Annotated in this window: 21 protein-coding genes; 12 read left to right on the top strand and 9 right to left on the bottom strand. The window is 61.4% G+C overall.

Going from position 1 to position 23682, the window contains the following annotated elements:
• Nucleotides 1–54 precede the first annotated feature (54 nt).
• The 7 genes from EO087_RS00780 to EO087_RS00750 all read left to right on the top strand — a co-directional run bounded on the left by EO087_RS00780 (nt 55) and on the right by EO087_RS00750 (nt 6322).
• Nucleotides 55–399: a hypothetical protein gene (locus tag EO087_RS00780; RefSeq protein ID WP_128897193.1), complete on the top strand. Its 345-nt coding sequence runs from the start codon at nt 55–57 to the stop codon at nt 397–399.
• Nucleotides 400–563: 164 nt separating this feature from the next.
• On the top strand, nt 564–1598 hold the full coding sequence (locus tag EO087_RS00775) for an agmatine deiminase family protein (protein WP_128897192.1): 1035 nt from the start codon (nt 564–566) through the stop codon (nt 1596–1598).
• A gap of 178 nt (nt 1599–1776) precedes the next feature.
• A complete protein-coding gene (locus EO087_RS00770; RefSeq protein ID WP_128897191.1) occupies nt 1777–3108 on the top strand; it encodes a dicarboxylate/amino acid:cation symporter in 1332 nt (443 codons plus the stop codon).
• Nucleotides 3109–3204: 96 nt separating this feature from the next.
• A complete protein-coding gene (locus tag EO087_RS00765; RefSeq protein WP_128897190.1) occupies nt 3205–4095 on the top strand; it encodes a carbon-nitrogen hydrolase in 891 nt (296 codons plus the stop codon).
• Nucleotides 4096–4216: 121 nt separating this feature from the next.
• Nucleotides 4217–5449, top strand: coding sequence for a TraB/GumN family protein (locus EO087_RS00760; RefSeq protein ID WP_128897189.1), 1233 nt, complete (start codon nt 4217–4219; stop codon nt 5447–5449).
• A gap of 156 nt (nt 5450–5605) precedes the next feature.
• Entirely contained in the window at nt 5606–5929 is a 324-nt protein-coding gene (locus tag EO087_RS00755; RefSeq protein ID WP_128897188.1) for a cytochrome c, read from the top strand.
• A 21-nt stretch (nt 5930–5950) separates the two neighbouring features.
• Complete coding sequence (locus EO087_RS00750) at nt 5951–6322, top strand: cytochrome c (protein ID WP_128897187.1); 372 nt, start codon at nt 5951–5953, stop codon at nt 6320–6322.
• Nucleotides 6323–6466: 144 nt separating this feature from the next.
• Here EO087_RS00750 and EO087_RS00745 read toward each other — a convergent pair whose 3' ends face one another.
• On the bottom strand, nt 6467–7075 hold the full coding sequence (locus tag EO087_RS00745) for an NfuA family Fe-S biogenesis protein (protein WP_128897186.1): 609 nt from the start codon (nt 7073–7075) through the stop codon (nt 6467–6469).
• A 142-nt stretch (nt 7076–7217) separates the two neighbouring features.
• On the opposite strand from EO087_RS00745, the gene EO087_RS00740 reads away from it, so the two are divergent.
• Both EO087_RS00740 and EO087_RS00735 read left to right on the top strand, forming a co-directional pair.
• Nucleotides 7218–7559 carry a 4a-hydroxytetrahydrobiopterin dehydratase gene (locus tag EO087_RS00740; RefSeq protein ID WP_128897185.1) on the top strand — a complete coding sequence of 114 codons (342 nt, stop codon included), beginning with the start codon at nt 7218–7220 and terminating at the stop codon, nt 7557–7559.
• Nucleotides 7560–7585: 26 nt separating this feature from the next.
• A complete protein-coding gene (locus tag EO087_RS00735) occupies nt 7586–9067 on the top strand; it encodes a CPBP family intramembrane glutamic endopeptidase (protein ID WP_128897184.1) in 1482 nt (493 codons plus the stop codon).
• Here the strand turns inward: EO087_RS00735 and EO087_RS00730 are convergent.
• On the bottom strand, nt 9045–9920 hold the full coding sequence (locus EO087_RS00730; RefSeq protein ID WP_240669218.1) for an RluA family pseudouridine synthase: 876 nt from the start codon (nt 9918–9920) through the stop codon (nt 9045–9047). The genes EO087_RS00735 and EO087_RS00730 overlap by 23 nt on opposite strands.
• 433 nt (nt 9921–10353) lie before the next feature.
• On the opposite strand from EO087_RS00730, the gene rne reads away from it, so the two are divergent.
• Nucleotides 10354–13506 carry a ribonuclease E gene (gene rne, locus EO087_RS00725; RefSeq protein ID WP_128897182.1) on the top strand — a complete coding sequence of 1051 codons (3153 nt, stop codon included), beginning with the start codon at nt 10354–10356 and terminating at the stop codon, nt 13504–13506.
• Between the two features lie 76 nt (nt 13507–13582).
• On the opposite strand, the gene EO087_RS00720 is transcribed toward rne, so the two are convergent.
• Entirely contained in the window at nt 13583–14233 is a 651-nt protein-coding gene (locus EO087_RS00720) for a response regulator (protein ID WP_128897181.1), read from the bottom strand.
• 951 nt (nt 14234–15184) lie between these two features.
• Between EO087_RS00720 and EO087_RS00715 the strand changes: the two genes are divergently transcribed.
• A complete protein-coding gene (locus EO087_RS00715) occupies nt 15185–17020 on the top strand; it encodes an AAA family ATPase (RefSeq protein ID WP_128897180.1) in 1836 nt (611 codons plus the stop codon).
• Between the two features lie 3 nt (nt 17021–17023).
• On the top strand, nt 17024–18757 hold the full coding sequence (locus EO087_RS00710; protein WP_128897179.1) for an ATP-dependent helicase: 1734 nt from the start codon (nt 17024–17026) through the stop codon (nt 18755–18757).
• 39 nt (nt 18758–18796) lie between these two features.
• Here EO087_RS00710 and EO087_RS00705 read toward each other — a convergent pair whose 3' ends face one another.
• The 6 genes from EO087_RS00705 to EO087_RS00680 are packed head-to-tail and all read right to left on the bottom strand — an operon-like array spanning nt 18797 to nt 23673.
• Nucleotides 18797–19024, bottom strand: coding sequence for a DUF2274 domain-containing protein (locus EO087_RS00705; RefSeq protein ID WP_128897178.1), 228 nt, complete (start codon nt 19022–19024; stop codon nt 18797–18799).
• The gene (locus tag EO087_RS00700) at nt 19021–20304 is read right to left on the bottom strand and encodes a TrbI/VirB10 family protein (RefSeq protein WP_128897177.1); all 1284 of its coding nucleotides are present in this window, start codon (nt 20302–20304) and stop codon (nt 19021–19023) included. Before EO087_RS00700 ends, EO087_RS00705 begins: the two co-directional genes overlap by 4 nt.
• A 2-nt stretch (nt 20305–20306) precedes the next feature.
• On the bottom strand, nt 20307–21293 hold the full coding sequence (trbG, locus tag EO087_RS00695) for a P-type conjugative transfer protein TrbG (RefSeq protein ID WP_128897176.1): 987 nt from the start codon (nt 21291–21293) through the stop codon (nt 20307–20309).
• Nucleotides 21290–21994: a conjugal transfer protein TrbF gene (gene trbF / locus EO087_RS00690; RefSeq protein WP_128897175.1), complete on the bottom strand. Its 705-nt coding sequence runs from the start codon at nt 21992–21994 to the stop codon at nt 21290–21292. Before trbF ends, trbG begins: the two co-directional genes overlap by 4 nt.
• 24 nt (nt 21995–22018) lie before the next feature.
• Nucleotides 22019–23383, bottom strand: coding sequence for a P-type conjugative transfer protein TrbL (trbL, locus tag EO087_RS00685; protein ID WP_128897174.1), 1365 nt, complete (start codon nt 23381–23383; stop codon nt 22019–22021).
• Nucleotides 23380–23673 carry a hypothetical protein gene (locus EO087_RS00680; protein ID WP_128897173.1) on the bottom strand — a complete coding sequence of 98 codons (294 nt, stop codon included), beginning with the start codon at nt 23671–23673 and terminating at the stop codon, nt 23380–23382. Before EO087_RS00680 ends, trbL begins: the two co-directional genes overlap by 4 nt.
• Between the last annotated feature and the right edge of the window lie 9 nt (nt 23674–23682).

The raw sequence follows: 23682 nt of genomic DNA, 5'->3' as shown, positions 1-23682 counted from the left end.
GTGCAGACAGTTCTGATACAACGACGCGGCAACGCTTTTCGCGGAGAGGGGACCATGTTCAAGCACTGTTACCGCCTGCCCTTGCTGGCCGCGATCGCCAGCGCCAGCGGCCTTGCCGCGACACAGGCAGCCTACGCCGAACAGACACTGACCCAACGCGTGCAGGAAGAGAAAAGCATGAATCTGCCGGCCCGTGGCTTGTCCATGGCCCAGGTCGAGAAGAAATACGGCGCCCCGTTGCGCAAACTTTCACCACGCGGCGGCGATTCGGCCAAGCATCCGACGATCAATCGCTGGGAATACGCCACTTTCATCGTGTATTTCGAAAACAGCCACATCATCCATTCGGTGCTGAATACGCCGACCGGCAATAATCGGAATCCTGACGCGGTGAACTGATCGACCCAAGAGTCCAGGGGCAGTTGCGAGGGCGCAAGCCTAGACGTTCCCTCGATGTTAAGCACTGAGCCCTCGCTACTCGCCTCTCGTCCCTGCCTGTAAACTGATGCGCTTGCCTGCCGGGGTGCAGCTCCGGGGCATTCCTTCCTATGCGAGTGCGCCCCATGACCGAATCCACCTTGCGCCTGCCGGCCGAATGGGAGCCGCAGGCTGCCGTCCTGATTGCCTGGCCGCATGCCAATACCGATTGGGCCGAGCGACTTGATCAGGTTGAGATCACCTATGTCGCACTGGCCGCGGCGGTGACACGCTTCCAGCCGCTGATCATCGTGGTGGCCGATGCGACGCTGCGCGCCCACGTCACGACCAAGCTGCAAGGTACCGATGCGGAGTTGTCACGCATCCGCTTCGTCGAATTGCCTTATGACGACACCTGGTTGCGCGATTCCGGCCCGATCACCTTGCGCGACGGCAATCGCTTCCAACTTACCGATTTCCGCTTCACCGGCTGGGGTGGAAAGTTCGACGCCGCGCAGGACGATGCACTGATCGCCGGACTGGTCGAAGCCGGCGTGTTCGGTTTGGCGGCGCACCTGCGCATCGATTGGGCACTGGAGGGCGGCGGTATCGAAAGCGATGGCGCTGGCACCATCCTCACCACCTGGCGTTGCCTGACGCAGCGTCACCCGGAGCAATCGCGCGAGGAAATGAGCGCGATCCTGCGTCGTGGCCTGCATGCCCAGCGTGTGCTCTGGCTCGATTACGGTTACCTGGAAGGTGACGATACCGACGCCCACATCGACACGCTGGCACGTTTTGCGCCGGGTGATCGCATCGTTTACCAGGCCTGCAGTGATACCCGCGATACGCATCATGACGAATTGCAACGCATGGGCGAAGAACTCGCTGCGTTGCGCACGGCGGATGGCAAGCCGTACTCGCTGCATCCGCTGCCCTGGGGCCAACCGATCATCGACGAAGGCCGTCGCCTGGCCGCGTCGTATGCGAATTACCTGATCGTCAATGGCGCTGTGCTAGTGCCAGCCTACAGTGATGCCATGGATAATGAAGCGGCACGCATTATCGGTGAGGCGCACCCGGGGCGCGTGATGGTGCAAATACCCTGCCGTCCGCTGATTTGGCAGAACGGCAGCCTGCATTGCATCACGATGCAGCTACCGGCGGGGCTGACTGGCTGATTCGACATTTCAGAGAGGCGGCTCGCACTCGCCATAAGGCAGGATGGCCTGACCCGCGCCAGCCCTCCCCTACGCCGCAAAGAGGGGCTGTTTCGTGCGCAAGAGAGTTCACGCCTTCATAATGGCGCCGTCCATAGGCTGACTTGCCATTACGCCACTTTGGTTAGGGATTCGTCCAATGAGCAGCGTATCCGCTTCACTTGCCACACGCATTCTCTGGGGCCTGGTCATCGGTGTGGTCGCCGCCATCATCACCCTGGGACTGGGGCAATTTTTTCCAGGCGTGTTGAAGACTATGCAGTCGATATCGATCGCGGTATTCGATCCGCTCGGACAGATCTTTCTGCGCATGTTGTTCTTCGTGGTGATCCCGCTAGTGTTTGCCTCGCTCGCTTCTGGCGTGGTGCAACTGGGCCAACTGAATCGGCTGGGCCCGCTGGCATGGCGTACGTTTGCGTTGTTTGCCGCCAACATGGTGATCGCCGTGATCATCGGCCTGATCATGATGAATGTACTGCAGCCAGGTCATCATCTTGACCCTGCATCCAAAGACCTGCTGATGCAGCAATACGGCGTCAGCGCCGGGCAAACAGTGGAACGCTCCCAAGAGCGCCCGGCAATGAGCTTTGCTCTGCTGGTGGATATGTTCATGCCGCGCAATCTGTTCGGCGCATTCGTCGGCAACCATCGGGCGGTATTGGGCGATGTGCTGCCCTTGATCGTATTCGCGATTCTGGTTGGTGCCGCGGGCACGCAATTGGATGATGAAAAGAGGCAGAAACTGCAAGCAAGCCTGGACCTTATCTGCGATGTGATGACCGGCATCGTCGGTTTCGCCCTGAAACTCGCACCCTATGCTGTGCCGGCGATGATCTACAGCGTGATTGTGAAAGTAGGCGCCGGCATCCTGCTGACGCTTTCCGTATTCGTGGTCGGTTGCACCGTTGCGCTGGCTTTGCACTTGTTCGGCACCATGTCGGTGTGGCTGCGCCTGCTGGCGAAACGTTCGCCGTTCAGTTATTTCCGCCAGATCCGCCCATTGCTCGTCACTGCATTTTCTACCAGCTCCAGCAGCGCTTCGCTGCCGGCGTCGATTGCCATGGCACGTGATGACCTGAAGCTAACACCGAGCACGGTAGGTTTCGTGTTGCCGCTCGGCGCCACGATGAATATGAGCGGCACGGCACTGTTTGAAGGCTGCGTGGTGCTGTTTGTGGCACAAACCTTCGGTGTGGAGCTGGCGGTGGGCCAGCAATGTGTGTTGATGTTGTTGTCGGTGCTGAGCGCGGTGGCGGTGGCGGGCATTCCTGGTGGCTCTCTACCCTTGATCGCCGGCCTGCTGGCGATGTTCGGTGTGCCACCGGAAGGCATTGGCATTGTGCTGGGCGTGGATCGCATCCTGGACATGTTGCGCACCACGGTGAACGTGGGCAGCGATATCGTTACGGCCACGGTGGTGGATACCCAGATGCGGGGCACTATCTCCTCCTCAGCACCGACTACCATCTGAAGATTTCCGCGCATGGATTCGAGCCATGTCGCAAGACGGTAACGGCCTGGCCCGCTACACTACGGCCTTTCGCTAGCGTGCGAACAGGACACGAGCATGACCCGCCAGACACTCAAGGTCGCGCTGCTGCAGGAGACTCACCGCGGCAACCGTGATGCGAATCTCGATGCTATTGAAGCCGGTCTGCGCGAAGCCGCCGCAGCGGGCGCCGAACTGGTACTGCTGCAAGAGCTACACAACGGGCCGTATTTCTGTCAGCACGAATCCGTGAACGAGTTCGATCTGGCTGAAACCATTCCTGGTCACAGCACAACGCGCCTGGGCAAGTTGGCTGAAGAACTGAAGTTGGTGGTGGTAGCTTCGCTGTTCGAAAAACGCGCCGCCGGGCTGTATCACAATACCGCCGTGGTATTCGATCGCTCGACCAACATCGCCGGCAAGTATCGCAAGATGCATATTCCGGATGATCCGGCGTTCTACGAGAAGTTCTATTTCACTCCAGGCGACCTGGGCTTTGAGCCGATCGATACCTCGGTAGGCCGTCTTGGCGTGCTGGTTTGCTGGGACCAGTGGTATCCGGAAGCCGCACGTCTGATGGCCCTGGCCGATGCAAAACTGTTGCTCTACCCCACGGCCATCGGCTGGGATCCGAACGACGAACAAGCCGAAAAAGACCGCCAGCGCGATGCCTGGATCACCGTGCAGCGCGGCCACGCGGTCGCCAATGGGGTGCCGTTGCTGTCCTGCAACCGCACCGGGTATGAGCCGGACGTGTCCGGCGTGGGCGCTGGCATCCAGTTCTGGGGCAGCAGCTTCGTGGCCGGCCCGCAGGGCGAGTTCCTGGCGCAGGCGGGCACGGACCAGCGCCAACTGTTGGTGGTGGAGGTGGATATGGCGCGAAGCGAGCATGTCCGCCGGATCTGGCCGTTCCTGCGCGATCGCCGGATCGACGCCTATGACGACCTGCTGCGCCGCTTCCGCGATTGATTACGTTGCAGTTAAGGACGTTTCAGCGCGTTAGGTTTGGCAAGTCGGAGATGTCCGACTTGCACCGCGTTTCCCGCATCCCCATGCTTGACTCATCCCCTTCCCTGATTGCATCGACCGCATGAGTGTCACCGAGACTGACGTTCTTCCTAACCCCGGCCTGCACGGCCAGCCGATCGAGCGCGTGCAACGCGACGGGGTGGAATATGTGGTGCTCGGTACGGCACATGTGTCTCGCAGTAGCTTGGAGGCAGTGCAGGCGCTGCTGGCGAACGAAAAGTTCGACGCCATCGCGGTGGAGCTGTGCGAAAGCCGCGCCCAGGGCATGCGCGATCCGGAAGCTTTCAAGCAAATGGATCTGTTCCGCGTGATCCGCCAGGGCAAGGCCGGCATGGTGGCCGCGAGCTTGGTCCTTTCCACCTTCCAGAAACGGCTGGCCGACCAATACGGCATTCAGCCCGGCGCCGAGATGAAAGCGGCGATGGATGGTGCAGCCGAGCGCGATATTCCGCTGTGGCTGATCGATCGCGAAGTCGGCACCACGCTCAAGCGTGCCTGGCACAGTGTCAATTTTTGGCAGCGTTTTGGCTTGCTTGGTGGCCTGCTGGCCAGCGTGTTCGAACGCGAAACGATCGACGAAAAAGAAATCGAAAAGCTCAAACAGGGTGACATGCTGGAAAGTGCCTTCAGCGAATTCGCCAGCGAATCGGCGCCGCTGTATCGCAGCCTGATCACCGAACGCGATTCCTTCATGGCCGCGCGCCTGCGCGCAGAAGCAGGAAGCTCGATCACTGCCAATCCGTGTCGGGTGCTCGTGGTGATCGGTGCCGGGCACCTCAAGGGCATGTGCGAACACCTGCGCATTCAACAGTCCGATCCGACTGCAACGGTGGCCGAACTGGCGCAAACGCCACCCAAGGCGCAATGGCCGAAATGGCTGGCCATCGGCCTGGTGCTGCTGGTGTTTGCGGCGATTGGTTATGCCTTCCATCGCAATACCGCACTCGGTGCACAGGCACTGCGCGACTGGGTGCTGTTCACCGGCGGTTTTGCCACGCTGGGCGCGCTTGCGGCACGTGCGCATCCGCTGAGTATCCTGGCGGCCTTTATTGCCGCACCGATCAAGCCATTCCGCCCCGGCATTCCTTCTGGCGGGATCAGCGCGATGGTCGAAGCCTGGGTGCGTCGCCCACGCGTGGCGGATTTCGAAACCTTGCGCGATGACATTGTGCATTGGAGCGGCTGGTGGACCAACCGCGTCGCACGCACTTTGCTCAATTTCTTCCTGGTCTGCCTGGGCACAATCATTGGCGAATATGCCGCCGGCATTCATATTCTGAAGAGCCTGTTCTAACCCCTGGAACACCCCGCCAACATCCGAGTGATCGCACAGAGCGCGGCTTTTTGTCGCGATCCAGTCGTTGCTGCATCCCATTGACCGCTCTGGGGCAGCCTCTATACTCGGCCAAATGCGTTGCGCGCATTCGCTGGAACCGTAGGGATCCTCTTGATGACTCGATTGCAATTGTTTGGCCTAACTGCTGCCGCTGTTCTCGTCTCGAGCACCGCCTACGCCAATGGCGACAAAGCCAATGGCCGCACGTTGATCTACACCTGCAATGGTTGCCATGGAGTTCCCGGCACCAACAACGCCTATCCACAATATCCGGTGCCGAAGATTGCCGGCCAGAACCAGCAATACCTTATCAATGCACTGCACGAGTACAAATCAGGCGATCGCACGCATCCGACCATGATGGCGCAAGCGCAGAGCCTCTCCGACCAGGAGATCGAGGACATCGCCGCCTATCTCTCCAGCATTTCTCCGAAGTAAGGGATCCGAGGACTTCATTGCATGAAACGCGCGCTTACGCTGCTCTCGTTCGGTATGGCCCTTGCGCTGGCTTCGGCGCCAAGGCCAGCCAGCGGCAACGTGGATAACGGCAAGACCAGGGCGGCTGCCTGCATGGCCTGCCATGGCGCCGACGGCAACTCGGTGGATCCGCAATATCCCCGCCTTGCCGGCCAATACAACGAATACATCCAGCAAGCCTTGCACGAGTACAAGGATGGCCGCCGTGACAATGCGATCATGAAGGGTTTCGTGAGCAACCTTTCGGATCAGGATATCGAGGACATCGCTGCTTACTTCTCGTCCATGCCGACCAAGCTGGATACGTTGAAGGGGCATATTCAGGGCGATTGCGCCTTTGACATGCATCGATGAAATACAAAAGCCCACGACATAGGTCGCGGGCTTTTGCTTTTTGCATGATTGGAAAGGTGAGCGGCAAATTTTCGTAAAACCCAAAGCCCCTCCACCGTCATTGACCAGCAACTCGGTAAGACATGTCAGCGACACCGCTAGCGTTCAGCCCATCGCTGACTGCCCCTCCTTCTTGCGGTAATACGGATGGCTGCCACCTTTGTGGTCCGTCGCATCACGCACTTCGGTAATTTCCGGCACGCGCTCGCGCAAGGTTTTTTCCACACCATGCTTGAGTGTGACGTCGACCATGCCGCAACCATGGCAACCACCGCCAAATTGCAGCAACACCACGCCGTTGGCATCGATCTCCAGCAAGCTTACGCGACCGCCATGTGCGGCGATGCGTGGATTCACTTCGGCCTCTAGCACATAACGCACGCGCTCGACCAGACCCGCTTCCAAGCCCGGCAGTTCGCCCTTGATCTTTGGAGCGCGAATATTCAACTGACCGCCGGTCTGGTTCGGCTCGAAGTCGATGGTGGCACCTTCCAACCAGGGTGCGCTGTCGCCTTCGATATGGAAATCAAAACCCTTGCATTCCACCGTCCATTCAGCGCCGGTGAGTTCCTGCGGCTCACAGAATTCCAGTTCGCAATCGGCCGCGGGCGTGCCCGACGCGGTGACGCGCAGGCGAATACCCAATCCTTCGATGCCCTGTTGCGAGAGAAGGCGCAGGAAATGCTGCTGCGCGCGCTCGGAAATCTCGATCATGCCTGCTCCGGAATCATCTTTCTTTGGACCCGGGATGGTCGGGCCATACAGCACTATTTTAGTCCTGTTTCGCGTTGAATATCCGATTTCGCATTTTTCGCGTACAGTTTCGGCGCTTCAGCGAATGACTTTGGAGATCGCTATGACCACCCTACCGCTCGCCGCCCAACACTGCCAACCGCGCAAAGGCAAGGAACATGCGTTGGACGAAGCGGCTGTTGCCGCACTGCTGTCGATGGTGAATGGCTGGAAAGTCAGCGGACAAGGTGATGCCTTGGTGAAGGATTACCGCTTTGAGAACTTCCACCATACGCTGGGCTTTATCAATGCAGTGGGCTTCATGGCCAATCACGAAGATCACCACCCGGATATCGAGGCGGGCTACGGCCATTGCAAGCTGCGCTGGTCCACGCACGACGTGGGTGGGCTGTCGTTGAACGATTTCATCTGCGCTGCGCGCGTCGACGCCCTGCTCGCCCGCTGACGCCCCCATTGGACGAGCGGCGCCGCTTGCAAGGGGTAGGAATACTCGCCGGCTACGTGCTAGCCGCGGTGATCCTATGCATCGCACTGGGTTGGGTGGCGGCGCGCATGATAGCCATCCGGCTGCTTGAACAAGCCAACGAACAGTTCGCCCTGCTCCAATCCCATCAACCTTTGTGGCAATGGCATCTGCGCAAGCCGCGCGACCTGATCGCCGGACGCGCGTTTGGGCATGCCACAGTGGTGCGTGATGCTGGAGCACTAAGTATCATCAGCACGGATGGCACGCTGTTCGAACTTGGCCTGCCGATAGATGGGGCGCTGGATCTCGCACACTGGCCGATCCTGCAAGCGCAACTGCAAAGCAGTGCAGCGGGTACGCTCGGATTGATGTGGGGCACCGGCCACGTGCCAACCTGCCTGACCCCCACGGCCATCGCACTGACACCGGACACTCGCAGCTTGCATATCGATTTGCGTGGCCTGGCATGGCAATCCGTCAATGGCGGCACCTGCCAGCCACCTGATGTAGCGCAGATGCTACGGTTGCGCGTGCAGATTCCTGCCCATGCGGTGCTGCATCTGTCTTCCATCGCGTTATGGACCACGGAGCCAACTTCGCATGCCCATGATGTACTGATTGATCTACCCAACAGCGATATCGAGCAAGTCAGCGCGTCTGTGCAAAACATCGCCATGCCGCAGTTCCGGCTGCCCCATGGCATCAGCGCGGAAACCATGCTGGCCTTGCGCGATGAGTTGCGTGCGCACTGGCCCGCCGCGCTGATTGTTCCTGCCGGCGCCACGCCGCAGGCCGCCATACCGACGTCTCACACTATCGCCAACTGGGTTGGTTGCATGTTTTATCTCATGGCGCTGGCATGGCTTGCAGCGCATCCACCCCATGGTCTATGGCGTCCCTGGCTGGAGATGGCAGGCTGCCTGCTGGGGCCGTTGTGGCTGGTGATGGGCCTTCACTGGGGTTTGTACGCGACACCGCTTGCGGTGCTTGCCTTCAGTGGTGGCCTGGCCTACGCGCTGTTTATCGAGCGACACCATCTGCCGTGCCTGTGGCGCTGGCCGTCGAATGGGCGCGACTGGCTGTGGCCGCTGATCACCATACCGGTCACGCTCTGGCTGATTGTTCTAGCTGGTCACAAGCTGCAACCACTGCCGCCGGTCCATGTACTGACTTATTTCGGCTGGGCATGGCTGCAGCAGTGGTTGATGCTGGTGGTGCTGTTGCGGCGCCTCGAGCAGATCACGGGACATCGTCCCAAGTTGGCAATCCTGGCCGTGGCCCTGATCTTCGCCCTGCTCCACGCCCCGAATGGCATGTTGATGCAGCTTTGCCTGGTGGCGGAGCTGTGGTGGGCATGGTGCTTCCTGCGCTCGCGCAGCGTGCTGACAGTCGGGCTGGCGCACGCTACTTGCGCGCTGCTGGTCCAATCAGGACTGGTCGGCGGCCTGGTGCGGTCGCTGGAAGTCAGCGCCCGCTTTTTCCTTTAGCGGCCAGGGTATCAAGGAAGCTTTTCAGATCGTCGGGCAACGGCGCAGAGAATCCGTACGCTCTCCCGTCCAGCTCGAAGGACATATGGGAAGCATGCAGGAATAATCGATGCAGCCCCTTGTCACGAAAGCGCTTGTTGGCGTCACGATCGCCGTACTTCGTGTCACCCGCCAGCGGATGGCCGATATGGGCCGCATGGACACGAATCTGATGGGTGCGCCCGGTGCCCAGGGTCGCCTGCATCAGGCGGGCGCCGGGGTACTGCTCCATCTCACGAAAAAAGGTGAGCGAGGGTTTGCCACCTTCCAATACCCGCACCATCCGCTCGCCGCCCTGCAGGATCGACTTTTGTAGCGGTGCGTTGACGTCGAAGCGCGCCTTGGACGGATGGCCCACCATCAGACATAGGTATTGTTTGGTCACCTCGCCGGCACGGATCGCCGCTTGCAGACCAGTCAAACCGGCGCGAGTGCGGGCAAAGACCAGCACGCCACTGGTGTCGCGATCCAGTCGATGAGCCAGCTCCAGATGATCCTTGAGGCGGGCCTGGCGCAGCAGCTCGATTGCCCCATGACTGACCCCACTGCCCCCATGGCTGGCCATGCCGGAGGGCTTGTCGATCACTAGGAAGTGCTTGTCCTCGAAGAGGATGGCGTTGGCCGCCGCCTCGATCGCCCCCAGGGATGCCTTCTGCCCTGCCGCCCTTTCCGCTACCCGAACCGGTGGGATGCGCAGCATGTCACCCTGACTGAGACGGGTGTCGGGCTTGGTGCGCTTACCGTTTACGCGCACCTGCCCGGTACGTAACAGACGGTAGATCATGCTCTTGGGCACACCCTTGAGCAGGGTCATCAAGGCATTGTCGATGCGCTGACCGTCCCGCTCCGGACCGATCTCGAGTTGACGCACCCCTTGAGGTGCATCAGGGGAAGTTGCCGTCTGCATTGAAAAAAACCTGGGTTGAGAGGATACTCGTACAGCGCTTGACCCGGTCGGCCGACGTTTGTGAAGGCCGGGTGCCCGTCCCGTGACACTGGTGAGGTTTGGCTCGGTCGCCATCACGGCAGCCCGTTGCAAACACCCTGTCATCGTAACGGTTCGGGCAGCCACTTGTCCGCTCTCACATGCAGACAGACAACGCGGCTTGCGTGCCCAAGAATCATCCCGGTATCGGGAACGTTACCGTTTATTTTGCCGCTTTACCGCAGCGGCGCGCTCCGAAGGACAGGCCGCCACACCAGGCGCCACCGCGGCGCGCGACGCACGGCCAAGCCGAGGAATCACAATGAAAAGAATGTTGATCAACGCAACTCAGCGTGAAGAGTTGCGTGTGGCTATCGTGGATGGTCAAACCCTTTACGATCTCGATATCGAAATTCCCTCCCGCGAACAGAAAAAGGCCAACATCTACAAAGGCCGTATCACGCGCGTTGAGCAATCCCTGGAAGCCTGCTTTGTCGACTATGGCGCCGAACGCCATGGCTTCCTCCCCCTGAAGGAAATCGCCCGCGAATATTTCACGTCGGGGCTTGATCCTTACAAGTCCAATATTCGCGAACTGCTGAGGGAAGGCCAAGAAGTCGTTGTCCAGGTCGAGAAAGAAGAACGCGGCAACAAGGGCGCTGCCCTCACCACCTTCATCAGCCTGGCCGGCCGCTACATGGTGCTGATGCCGAACAACCCGAAAGCCGGCGGCGTGTCCCGTCGCATCGAGGGTGAAGATCGGCAGGCGCTGAAGGAAGCGCTGGAGCACCTCACCGTTCCGGACGACATGGGCCTGATCGTGCGTACCGCCGGCATGGGCCGCGACGCCGAAGAGCTGCAGTGGGACCTCGATTACCTGATCCAGTTATGGAAGGCGATCTCCGGTGCGGCCCAGGCGCAGAAGGCGCCGTTCCTGATTTACCAGGAATCGAAGCTGTTCATCCGTGCCCTGCGCGACTACCTGCGCAACGACATCGGCGAGATCCTGATCGACGAGGAGTCGCTCTACCACGACGCCCGCGAGTTCATGCAGCAGGTGATGCCCAACGCCCTGCGCAAGCTCAAGCTCTATAAAGACGATACCCCGCTGTTCTCGCGCTACCAGATCGAAACCCAGATCGAGAGCGCTTTCGATCGCAGCGTGCGCCTGCCCTCCGGCGGTTCGATCGTGATCGATCAGACCGAAGCGCTAACCGCCATCGACATCAACTCCTCCAAGGCCACCAAGGGCGGCGACATCGAGGAGACCGCGTTCAACACCAACTTGGAAGCAGCGGCCGAGATCGCCCGCCAGTTGCGCATCCGCGATGCTGGCGGCCTGATCGTGATCGACTTCATCGACATGGACAGCCCCAAGCATCAGCGGGAAGTCGAAGAGCGCCTGAAGGATGCCTCCAAGCTAGACCGCGCACGCATCCAGATCGGTCGCCTTTCACGCTTCGGCCTACTGGAGATGTCGCGCCAGCGCCTGCGCCCGTCACTGGGCGAAGCCACCCAGATCGTCTGCCCGCGCTGTGAAGGCCACGGCCATATCCGCAGCGTAGAATCGCTATCGCTCTCGACCCTGCGCCTGATCGAAGAGCACGCTATGAAGGACAACACTGGCCAGGTGCTGGTGCAGACCCCGCCCAGCGTGGCCAACTTCATGCTCAACGAAAAGCGCGCCAGCGTGGTTGAGATAGAACTGCGCAACAAGGTGCACGTGGTGATTGTGGCGGACGACAAGCTCGAAACACCGCACATCGAGATCCAGCGCATCCGCGAAGCGGATATGGGTGAGCACAGCAAACCCAGTTACGAGCGCATCACCGCCGAAGAACCCAGCGCCATCCGCAAGATGGGCCAGGTGCTGGGTAGCAGCGAACAGCCTGCCGTCAGCGGTATCGTGCCGGCCAGCCCAGCACCAGTGCGGGAGGAAGAACCTGCCGCCACGACGGCTCCAGCCCAGGTCGCAAAGCGCCAACCGATGGCAGCTCCCATGGCTACGCCGGTCAGCAATGTTGGTTTCTTCTCTCGCATCGTCGGTTTCTTCCGCGGCAACAGTGCCGCCGAGCCAGCTCCGGCTCCAGCTCCAGCAGCGCGCCAGGAAGCATCGCGCGGCAAGCCGCAGCAAGATCGTCGCAACGAGCGCCATCGCACAGACGGCCAACAGCGCCAGAGTCAGCAGCGCGAGACACGCAGCAATCAGCCTCAACAGCAAGGCAAGAACCCGAATCAGCAGCAACGGCAACGTAACGAGCAGCAGCAGGCGCAGAACCGCCAGCCGCAACCGTCGCAACAGCAAAGTAACAAGCAGGAACAACGCCAACCCAAGCCGGCAGCTCAAACCAGTGAAGCCGTGGCTAATGAACAGCGTAACAAGCAGCAGAGTGCGCCGGTCGCCAAGCAACTGCCGTCGCAGGAACGCCAGCAGCGCCAGCCGCAGACCGAACCTCCTCAGCGGCAGCCAGCCGCCGACGCACCGACGGCCGCCAAGCCCGTGGAAGCGCCAAAGTCAGTCAACAAACCTGCCAGCAACCTCGCAGGCGTAGTCGCTGAAGGGGTCGACGCAGCTGCCAATGAAACCGCAGAGAGCAACCAGTCGCGTCGCCGCCGTGGTCGCCGCGGTGGCCGTCGTCGTCGCCGTAATGACGGTACCGCCACAGGCGCGGTCTCGAACGAGCAGGTGAGCGAGACATTGGATGACGAGGATCGCGACGAAGACGTTGCATCCGAACTCACCCAGGCGCCGCAAGCCAAGTCCGAAGCCATCGCTGCGCTAACACAGCACGCTCCATCGACTGAAATGCAAGCACAGAAGCCGGCGCCCAAAGCACCCGCCCCGATCGAGGCCGTTTCGCCCAGCGCCAATGAAACGGCAGAGCAGGCAGCAGTCAAGCCGCCTGTCGTTCCGGTCGAGATAACCAGGACCGATGTCGCATCCAGTGAAATCCACCAAGTATCCGTAGCGGATGAGCAAGCTGCGATACCGCTGATTATCGCCCCCGCACCTGTGGCGGCATCGTTCAACCTGCCTGTGTTGCCACCGATTCCGATGCGCGAAGCTGCCCAAGCCAGCCGCGCTCCTGAAAGCAATGCTGTCGATGAGCCAAAAACCGAAGTGCCTGTTGCTCCGGCTGAGACCGTGACGGTTACGGTCTCCCATGACGTCGCACCCGCCACCAATGAAACGAATGTCGCTGCACCCATCGACTCCGTCTCAATAGCAGCCACAGTAACATCGCAGTCCACCGAGCCGGCCAGCGAGCAAGCCGTGCCTGTGCAAACACCCGCTCCAATTGTGATCACACCAACACCGCTGTTTCATCAGCCTGAGCAAGGTGATCTGCTTTCCCAGCCCATGCGCCAACACGCAGCAGCCGCGCCAGAGCATGGCGTTGAAGACGCTAAAGAACCGTCTTCGCCCGATAAAGATGACACGCTCCAGACACAGCGCAATAACCAGTCGTCCTGATGCACTTGGCGCGCACAACAACCCAAAACAGAAAGGGCCGGACAATGTCCGGCCCTTTTCTATTGCGGAAACTTGCTCAGCCTCCGACCTGGTTGTTATGCGTATCCAGCAGACCATGCACTGTCATCAAGTGCGCAAGGCTGATCACGTGGTCTACCTGCAACTTTTCCATAAGCCGCTGTTTATAGGTAGAGACCGTTTTGGGACTCAGGTTGAGCTGCTCGCCGATTGCCGTAAGCGCCTTGCCACGCACCAACATCATCGCCACCTCCAGCTCGCGGCTAGAGAGCACGTCGAATGGCGAACCTTCGCCATCCAAGGTGGCCAGCGCCAACTGCTGTGCTACTGCAGGAGCCAGATAACGCCGGCCGCCGGCCACTTGGCGCACGGCATTGAGCAATTCTTCGGCAGCGCAACTCTTAGTTAGATAACCATGTGCGCCAGCATCCAATAGCCGCTTCGGAAAACGGGCATCGTCTACTACCGTTACAACGATTACGTGAGTAGGCAGATTCGCGCGAGCTACCCGTTCCGTCAGCTCGATGCCGCTCATACCGGGCATGTGCACATCGACCAATGCAATATGCGGTTTGGCAGCCCGGATCAGGCGCAGACCCTCTTCGGCCGTGCCCGCCTCGCCACAGATACGAATGTCCGGCTGCTGTAGGATCATCCTGAAGCCGGTGCGGACTAGCTCGTGATCATCCACGAGTACAACGTCAATCATCTTGCGCCCTCCCTGGTTAGGTGATGTGCACCTGCAAAGTAGGCGGGCAGCCGACACATTGCAAGCCCGCAACCCCCAGATTAGCAAGGATTTTCTATATAGCTCCAAAACTCACACTGAAAATAGGAAATTACATACATAAAAGTACTAATTTCGATGTCATTATTCCGGGATCTTGCCGCATTAAAGCAGTGCGTGCTGCTCCGCGAAAAGCTAAACGCATGTTACGATCACGCGCGCAGCTCTCGTCACCGTGGTAGCTGCCTTGCCTGGATGGCGAAATTGGTAGACGCAAGAGACTTAAAATCAGTTTTGTCAAGTCTTTCCTGCTTGCGCTAACCTGCCAGAACGCTAATAGTGACAACGGCTTGCTGGCATCCAAGGCGCAGCTTCACGGCTTGGCTTGGTGGTCAGGGGCCAGCTAGGCGCCACCAGAACTTGAGATAGGAGCTTCCAGCGCATCGCACTACGCCCGAGTGGTGAAATCGGTAGACACAAGGGACTTGAACAATTTGAGCCTTCGGGGGGAAACGCCCGAAGTGAAGCCCGTCAAAGTCGGCGAAAGCCCTGGATGCCTCGGTGTCCGAGCCAACGCCGAGCCAAGCCCAAGCTCTCGCTTGGGAAGGTGTAGAGAGCAGACGGCGGGCACCTACGGCCGCAAGGCTATGGTGAAGGCGTGCTCCAGACCACGAACGTCCTGCGACTGTCAGGACGGCGGCGAAAGCCGAAGTGGGAAGAAAATCCCTCGCCGAAAGGCGTGCCGGTTCGATTCCGGCCTCGGGCACCAGTTTGCAAGCCGCCGCTGCTCACGCAGCGGCGGCTTTTGTTGTGAATGCTCGACGATGCTTTATCTTTCGACAAGCTACCGGGAGCGTGCAGCAGTCTGGAAGATGAAGGAAGCAAGGCGACCATGTAGCCGTAACAACAACAGCAAGGACTCTTGGGGGCATCATGCGCGTCTCACGGTTGGGGATAGAGAACTTCCGCGGCATCAAGAAAGCGGAACTTCACTTCTCAGGGCATACGCTCCTGATCGGCGGCAACAACGTCGGCAAGAGCACGATCTGCGAAGCACTCGATCTCGTTCTTGGACCGGACCGCCTGAATCGAACACCTCCCGTTGAGGAGTTCGATTTCCGCAATGCCGGCTATCTGAACGAAGATGGCGAAACGCCCGTTCCTATCCGCATCGAAGTCGTCCTCGTCGATCTCACCGACGATATCAAGAAGCTCTGCGCCGCCAACCTAGAGTTCTGGCACAAGACCGACAAGCGGGTTCTCGGCGAAGGCGAGATTGGCAACGCCGATGATCCCAACGTGGAACTCTGCCTTCGCTTGATTACCGTCGCCCAATACGACATCGAAGAAGACCAGTTTTTCGCCAAGACGATCTATGGCCGAAGCGACGACGATGACGACGCTGATCCCAGGTCCATTCCCACCAAGGTCAAGCGAGCGATAGGCTTCCTTTACCTGCGTACCATCCGCACCGGCTCGCGTGCGTTGAGCCTGGAGCGCGGCACGCTGCTCGACAACATCCTGCGCATGAAAGAAGCCCGCAAGGGAATGTGGGAGAGCATTCGCCAGCGCCTGGCCGCCCTTGATCCACCCATAGACGCCGACGCTACTGAGCTGGGGCCGATCCTTGATGAAATCGAGACACGGCTGGCGGAATACATCGCGCCCGGTAGCGAGGGGCGCTCGACCCGTCTGTTCGTCTCCCAGCTCACGCGCGAGCACCTGCGGAAGACCATCGCTTTCTTTCTGACGATGGGGCGTGGGGAGGAAGCCGTCCCGTTCCAACAGGCCGGTAGCGGAACATTAAACACGCTCCTGCTTGCGCTGCTGACGTTCATCGCCGACCTCAAGAAAGACAACGTCATCTTTGCGATGGAAGAACCCGAGATTGCCCTTCCTCCCCATACACAGCGGCGGATTGCGAACTATCTGCTCGAAGAAACTTCGCAGTGCTTCGTTACATCGCATTCTCCCTACGTCATCGAGCGTTTCGAGCCTGACGGGATACTGAAGCTCAACCGCGACGAACACGGCACGCTGAGCGGCACGGCGATCAAGCTGCCGGCCGGTATGAAGGCCAAGAACTACCGACAGAACTTTCGTCGAGCCATCGCCGAAGCCATGCTTGGCCAAGGCGTGATCGTCGGTGAAGGCATCACCGAACAGGATGCCTTGTTGGTGGTCGCGCAGAAGATGGAAGACAGTGACCCGGCCCTGTTCGCGTTGGACGTAGCCGGTCTGTCTGTCATCAATGCCGACGGCGACGGAAATCTGGAAAAGTTGGGGGCCTTCTTCAAGGAAATCGGGACACCGGCCTTTGCCTTCTTCGATCGCAAGAAGCGTACGGACGCGGAAATTGCCACCTTGCAGGGCAACTACGTGGTAGCCAAAGAAATCCAGCAAAAAGGCGCCGAAGTGCTGATGGCCGAGGAAGCCCCCTTGGATCGGCAATGGCAGTATTTAGAGGCCCTGCGCGCGGAGGACGCCGATGGCCGGTTTGGGATTCCAGTAGCCCGCCCTGCTGACGACGAATTACGCAAGTTGACCATTTCCACGTTGAAGGGCCTGAAAGGCGAAGGCGGCGCGGCAAAGCTGTTGCAACTGTGTGCTGTGGCAGAGCTGCCAAAAACCATTACCGACTTCCTCGCTGACATCTATCAACGCTACCCAAAGCCGAAGCGCAAGGAAGCACCTGCTGCGCAGGCCGACGCCGGGGCAGACGCGGCCGGTGACAACACAGCCCCGGCCGGTGCCCCCGAGGGGCTGTAAGCCGTGGCCCTGGTCATCTGCGCGCAGCGACAGAGCATTCTCGACGAGAACGGCGCGATCCTCGTTACGGGTGGCCCAGGCAGCGGCAAGACGACCATCGCTTTGGCTAAGGCCAGACTCGTCATCGAACGGGGCCTGTCACCTGGTCAGTCTGTTCTGTTTCTCAGCTTCTCGCGTGCCGCTGTAGCGCGCGTCGCTGAAGCGAGCAAGACGCAGTTGCCTGCCGCCTTGCAAGGAAAGCTCTCAATCCAGACTTTCCACTCGTTCTTCTGGCGCATCTTGCAGGCTTATGGATACCTGCTGGGCGCACCGCGGTCGTTGCGTCTTCTGATGCCCCACGACGAGGCGGCAATGCGGCACGAGTTCGAGAGCAATGGCGGTGATTGGGACATCGAGCGCGAACGGTTATTTCAGGAAACAGGGAGAGTCGCATTCGACCTGTTTGCTCCGAAGGCTCACGAACTACTGTCTCGAAGCGCACGCCTGCGCGAGTTGTTTTCGTCGTGCTATCCGTTGATCGTTGTAGATGAGGCGCAAGACACCGCTGAAGATCAGTGGCAATGTGTTCGACTGCTATCCGCTGGCACGCAAATGATGTGCCTCGCCGACTTGGACCAACAGATTTACGACTTCCGGCCTGGCGTTAGCTCAGACCGAGTGACGCACATCATGGCCGCGTTGCAACCGCTGCGGGTGGATCTGGCCGGCGAGAATCACCGAAGTCCAAATTCGGAAATCGTCGCCTTCGCCAACGACGTGCTATTGAACACGCCAAGAGGTGCGGCGTACCGGGGTGTATCACGGATGAACTATCGCGCCAACCGGGAGTACCGTGATCGGGCGATCCGCCAAGCAATCGGCATCGCCATTCAACGTGCAAAGGAAGCCGCCCAAGGCGACATCGAGAGTCTTGCGGTACTGGCAACATGGGGGCGCGGAGTCAATGTCATCTCCCGTGCTCTGACTGGCGACGGCACGAACTTGATCCCGCATCGGGTGATGATCGACGAAGCATCTGTTCTGCTTTCGAGTCGCATGGTCGCGTTTATGCTGGAACCGCGCAGGCCCGTAGCGGAGGAATTGCTGGACTTGGCCGATGGACTCGATCTTGCTGCGACGGTTTTCCGAGCACGCGGCGGAAATACCAATCTAGCCACCGCACAGCGGTTGGTAGCAAGCGCCGTACAAAGCCGCGGCGGTACTTCCCCACGCGCTAATGGAGTGGCATCCAAGCTCCTAGCTGCGGTACGTCTATTGCGCACCCACGAGTTCACTGGCGACCCGAAGCGGGATTGGCTGGATGCGCGCAGCATCCTTCGCAATGCTGGTGCCAACTCGTTTCAAGCCATAGCAGAAGATGCCGAACAGCTTGTCGCGTTCCAGCGTGGCCGCCGTATCTCAGCAGCACTGACCGAACTCTGGCAAACGCAGGGAGCATATCGAAATGCGCGTGGCGCACTTGATGCGGCCATAGCCGAAGATCAGCTCTTGTCGGGTGGCAATGACTTGAGGGGCATCCACGTCATGACCATTCACAAGTCGAAAGGCAAGGAGTTCGACGCAGCAATCATCTTCGATGACCCGAACAGCAGTCCTCTGCTTTTCACTCAAGAGGCTGCGCCTCACCCTCGTTGTCGCAAACTGGCGCGAGTTGGTATCACCCGTGCCAGGCATCATGTGCTGATGCTTTGCGATATGTTCACTCCAACCGTCTTACTGCAAGGGCATCAACTCTAGGAACGACGTCACCAGGGTCTTGGAGCCGCAGCAGTGGGACTACTGTTGCCCGGACCGTTTCCTGCGAAACCCCCGATCCCCCGCAATGAACGCCTCCAGCATGTGCGGGATCAGCGTCGTCGCATCGACCGCTTCACCGTAGGTCTGCGCGTGCATGGCCGCGTAGCGGTCGAGGTCGGCCTTGAGCGTGGCCGGGCACGCGAACGTCAGCTTGATGCTTTCGGTCTTGGGCAGTGGCCCCAGACGCAGCTTGCGTGTCGTGCTCATTGCGAAGTCCCCCGGTTGAAGAACATCGGCTGGTATGGCCGCAGCACCAAGTCGCGGTTGACGATGATGCTGACCGGCAAGCCCGGTCGTTCGGTCAGCGTCGGCTGGATGTTGAGGTTGCGGCGTGTGAACTCCTGGCCGACCTGATTGGCCGTGTCCTGCGCGCTGTCCCGAAGCGCGATGACGGTGTTGCCATTGGTGTTGCCCTGGTTGGAGACCGCCAACTCGGAACCCACACCCAACACGGTGGACAGTGCTGCACCGGCCAGGATGCGTCCCCAATGCCAATCGACGCCATCCTCCAGGCCGGCATAGCCGGCCGGATCGGCACCGACCAGGTTGTCGAGCGTGAGCGAAGACGTGTCCGGCAGGATGATGCGATTCCACACCACCTGCACGCGGCTCTGCCCGTAGGCGACCTGGCTGTTGTATTTGCCGAAGATGCGCGATCCCTGCGGGATCAGCAGATAGCGGCCGGTCGCGGTGTCGTACACCGGCTCCGTCACCGTGCCGATCACGTCGCCTGGGAGGTCGGACTTGATGCCCGTCACCAGCGCCGCCGCGATCGCCGTGCCGGCCATCACCTGATACGGCGAGGTTGGCATTTGCAGGTTGCCGGAATTACGGGTTTCCGTGGTTCCGGCTTTCTGGAACGCCTCTTTCTGGTCTTGCCGGTTCTGCACGGCGGTCGGGTCGGCCGGCTGTGCCGCCGTCGAAGCCGGGCCTGCGGCCTGTGGGTCGAAGCCCGCCAGGCCGGATGCCGGCGCGACCGCAGCGGTCTGCGCCGGTGCAGCCGCAGCGCGCTGGTTGCTGGAACGGAAGAACACCGATGAACCCGCCGCCGCTTCCGCCTCCTTGCGCAGTGCGTCGCGCTCGGCCGCCGCCGCATCCTGGCCGGGCGGCGTGTAGCTGGCCACCACCGGTGGCTGCGACTTGACGATGGCCGGGCCGAGGTCGCCCGGCAGCGGCGGCCCCAGTTCCGGCACCTTCGGCGGCAGCTTGGAGTAGTCGGCGGGAAGCCGGTTGAGTTCTTCGGACTTCGACACGCGATCGACGTTGTAAAGCTCGGTCGCATCGTTGTTGCCGCGCGGGTGCTTCGGCTGCAACGACCACAGGGTTGCGCCCAGCACGACGATGCCGAGGCCACCCGTCAACAACGCCAGCGTGCGACGGTTGAGGCGCGTCACCGGGCGCGGCTGCGCGCGCAGCGCCACATTCTCCGGTGCGACCTTGGGCACCGCTTCGGGAATGGGCACGTCCGGGGTTTCGTCCTGGCTCATGGTCAGTTCCCCCGCGTGCCATCCGTGCGCTCGATGCGCACCACGTCGCCCTTGTCGCCGCCCAGGCGCAGTTCGGCCGCGCCGAACAGCCGATCCACGATGTAGTACGGCGAGCGGAAACGGTAGTTGACGAGTTGCCCGTCACCCTGTGCGCCGATGACGAACAGCGGCGGCAGTTCGCCTTGGGCGATGCCGGGCGGGAACTGGATATAGACCTTCTCGCCATCGTCGAAGGCGCGCAGCGGCTTCCACGGCGGATTGCTGCCGCTGACCGCGTAGCGGAAGCGGATCTTCTCCAGCGACAGGCCGGCGTCGATCGGCGCGGCCGCTTGCGCCGCCCGATCCTGACGCTGCAAGGCAAGCATCTGGTCCTTCGGATACTCCCACGACACCGACGCCATCCATGCCTTGTCGGTCGAGGTCAGCTCGATCAGATAAGTGCGTCGGCTGGTGGTGATGACCACGTTCGTCTTGAGGCCGGAGCGGATGGGCTTGACAAGCACGTTGACGCGCAGCGCGTCGCCGGCGCCGCTTGACGTGTCTCCGACGATCCAGCGCACCGTGTCGCCGGCGGCGACCGTCACCAGTTCTTCGCCCGGCTGGAGCGAAATCACGGTCACGCGCCCCGGTGCCGCATAGACCTGATACAGCGCGCCATCGGTGAAGGGCCAGACCTGGATCGCGTTGACGTAGCCCTCGCGCGTGGGCGCGATGCGTGCCTCGGCGTTGGCACGCGACACGCGCACGGTTTCGTCGGCAGGCTCAGGCGCGGGCTTCGCATCATCCACCTCCGGCAACGGCTTCATCTGCGCCGGCATCGGCAGCACCTTCGGCACCTCCACCACTTCGACCGGCTTAGGTGGTTCGGGCAGCGCCTGCGCCTGCACCGGCTCGTCGAGCGAAATGCGCGGTGGCTTGCCCTGCGTGGCGCATCCCGACAGGGCCGCCACGGTCAGCACGAAAGCGTAAAAGCGGAAAGACTGGTTCATGGCTTGGCTCCTTCTGACGCATCGAGTTCGCGGCTCCACGACAGGCCGTTGACGTAGATGCCCAGCGGGTTCTTGCGCAGCCGCTGCTCGGTGCGCGGGGTTTGCAGGACGATGGACACCACGGCGTTCCAGTGTTCAGTGCCGGTGGGCGCGCCGTTGGCGAACCGCTGCTCCGTCCAGCGCACGTTGAACGACGAATCGCTGGCGCGCGTGACGCTGGTGATCTGCACCGTCACCGATTCTTTGCCGATGCGGGCGAAGGGATCGTTCTTGCTGGCGTAGTCGTTGAGCACGACGGCGCCCTTGTCCGTGGTGTAGTCGTAGGCGTCGAGCCAGTTCTGCCGAACCACGATCGGGTCGATGGACAGCGAGCGAACCAGCGTGATGAAGTGCGCGAGGTGGAAAGCGATCTGCGCATCCGCTGGCCGGTACGGCGTGGCGGCTTCGCCGACCGCGCGCACTTCGCCGGTCTTGTCCACCTCCACGACGTAGGGCGTGACGATGGACTGCGCCGAACGCCACGCCAGGCCGCCAGCCATCAACAGCGCGAGCGCGAGACAGCCGAAGGCCATGAAGCGCCAGTTCTTCGCCTGCACGCGGGCCGAGCCGATTCGCTCGTCCCACGCCTGCGCGGCGGCTTGGTACGGAGTGGCAGGCTGCGGCGTGTCGGCGTAGCGCACCTGCGGTCGCTTGAATCGCATGGCTCGTTCTCCTCAAGAATCGCTTCATTCGTCGGATTGGCCCAGGCTTGGGCCTTGTGCCGAGCCGCCGCCGTCCCCGCCGCGCAAGGTGTGCGCGGTGGTGGTCGCGGCGTGGGCGATCTGCTGGCGCCGATGCAGGCGCTTGGCCCAAGCGGGTTGCTTTTGATCGGCGGCGGCCGAGGCCGAACCAGTGCTGGATGCGCCTGCTTCGGTGGACGCGCCGGCAGTCGCACCACCCTCGCCGCGGAATGCACCAGCCACCCGCCCGCCGAATGCGCGCGCGCCGGCGGCGACTCTCTGCCCGGCGGCCTGCGCGCCCGCCCGTGCGACGTTGCCCACGCCAGCGGCTGCGCCCTTGAAGCCGCCGCCCGCCGCAGCGGAACCCGCTTGGAATGCCGTCCGTGCGCTGCTGGCCGTCGAAGCGGCGGCCCGCGCGCCGCTGCCGATCGCACTGGCCGCCGCCGGCGCCATGCGTGCACCAGCGGCCACGGCACCACCCACGCCGGTTGCGGCTGCGCCGATAGCAACAGCGGTTCCGGCGGCGCCCAGCGCCGCACCAGCCATCGCGCCCGCGCCGAGCTGCGGCGCGCCGGACACGAGGCCGGTGGCGATGCCCGGCCCGTAGATGCCGAGCGCGAGCATGGCGAGCGAAGCCAGCATCACGACCAGCGCATGGTCGATGGACGGCTCGGTGGGCGTCGTCTGGAACTCTGCGAGCAGGCCCGTGCCGATGCCGACGATGACGGCCAGCACCAGCACCTTGATGCCGGACGACACCACGTTGCCGAGCACCTTTTCGGCGAGGAACGCGGTCTTGTTCCAGAGCGCGAACGGCACCAGCACGAAGCCGGCCAGCGTGGTCAGCTTGAACTCGATCAGCGTGATGAAAAGCTGCACCGCCAGCACGAAGAAGCAGACGATGACGGTGAACCACGCGAGGAACATCACGACGATGGGCGTGATGTTGATGAATACCTCGGGGAAGCCCGCCATGTCGCTGATCTGGTCGAGGATCGGCATACCGGCGTCGATGCCGGTCTTGGCGAGATGGCCCGGCTGCAGGAACGTTTCCATGCTCACGGCCGAGCCGGTGGCCGTGAGGCCGAGGCCCGCGAACGACCGGAATACGATGCCGGCCAGCATGTTGAAGTTGCCGATGATGTAGGCGAAGGTGCCGACGTAGAGCACCTTGCGGATGAGCTTGGCCATTACGTCTTCGCCCTGGCCGGTGGCGTGGCCGAGCGCCCAATACAACCCGGCGAGCGTCATGTCGATCACCACCAGCGTTGCGGTCAGGAATCCGACTTCGCCGCGCAGCAGGCCGAAACCGGAGTCGATGTAGGCGGAAAAGACGTTGAGGAAATGATCGATGATCGAAACGTCATTCATGGACGCTGCTCCGTCTGCACATCAGGGCCGTCGAAACTGGCCGGGATCGGCGGCAGGTCGGCGAGCGTCTGGTATTCGTCCGGGCCGGCTACCCCAGAGAGGAAACGGCGCAAGTCGGCCTGGCCGACCTGCGCGCAGAAAGCGCCGTCAAGTTCGCCGCGCTGGCACTGCGCACGCAGCGCGTGCAGCCGCGTCGGGTCGGCGGCTAGTGCATCGACCGACAACGCCTGCGGCCGGTCGCAGCCGACTAGCAAGCACGCGAAGGCGAACAGGGCAAGCGCGGGTTTCATGGCCGTGTC

This window comes from Dyella sp. M7H15-1 (assembly GCF_004114615.1).
Lineage (GTDB): Bacteria > Pseudomonadota > Gammaproteobacteria > Xanthomonadales > Rhodanobacteraceae > Dyella_B.
This window is presented reverse-complemented; position numbering and strand designations above follow the sequence as displayed.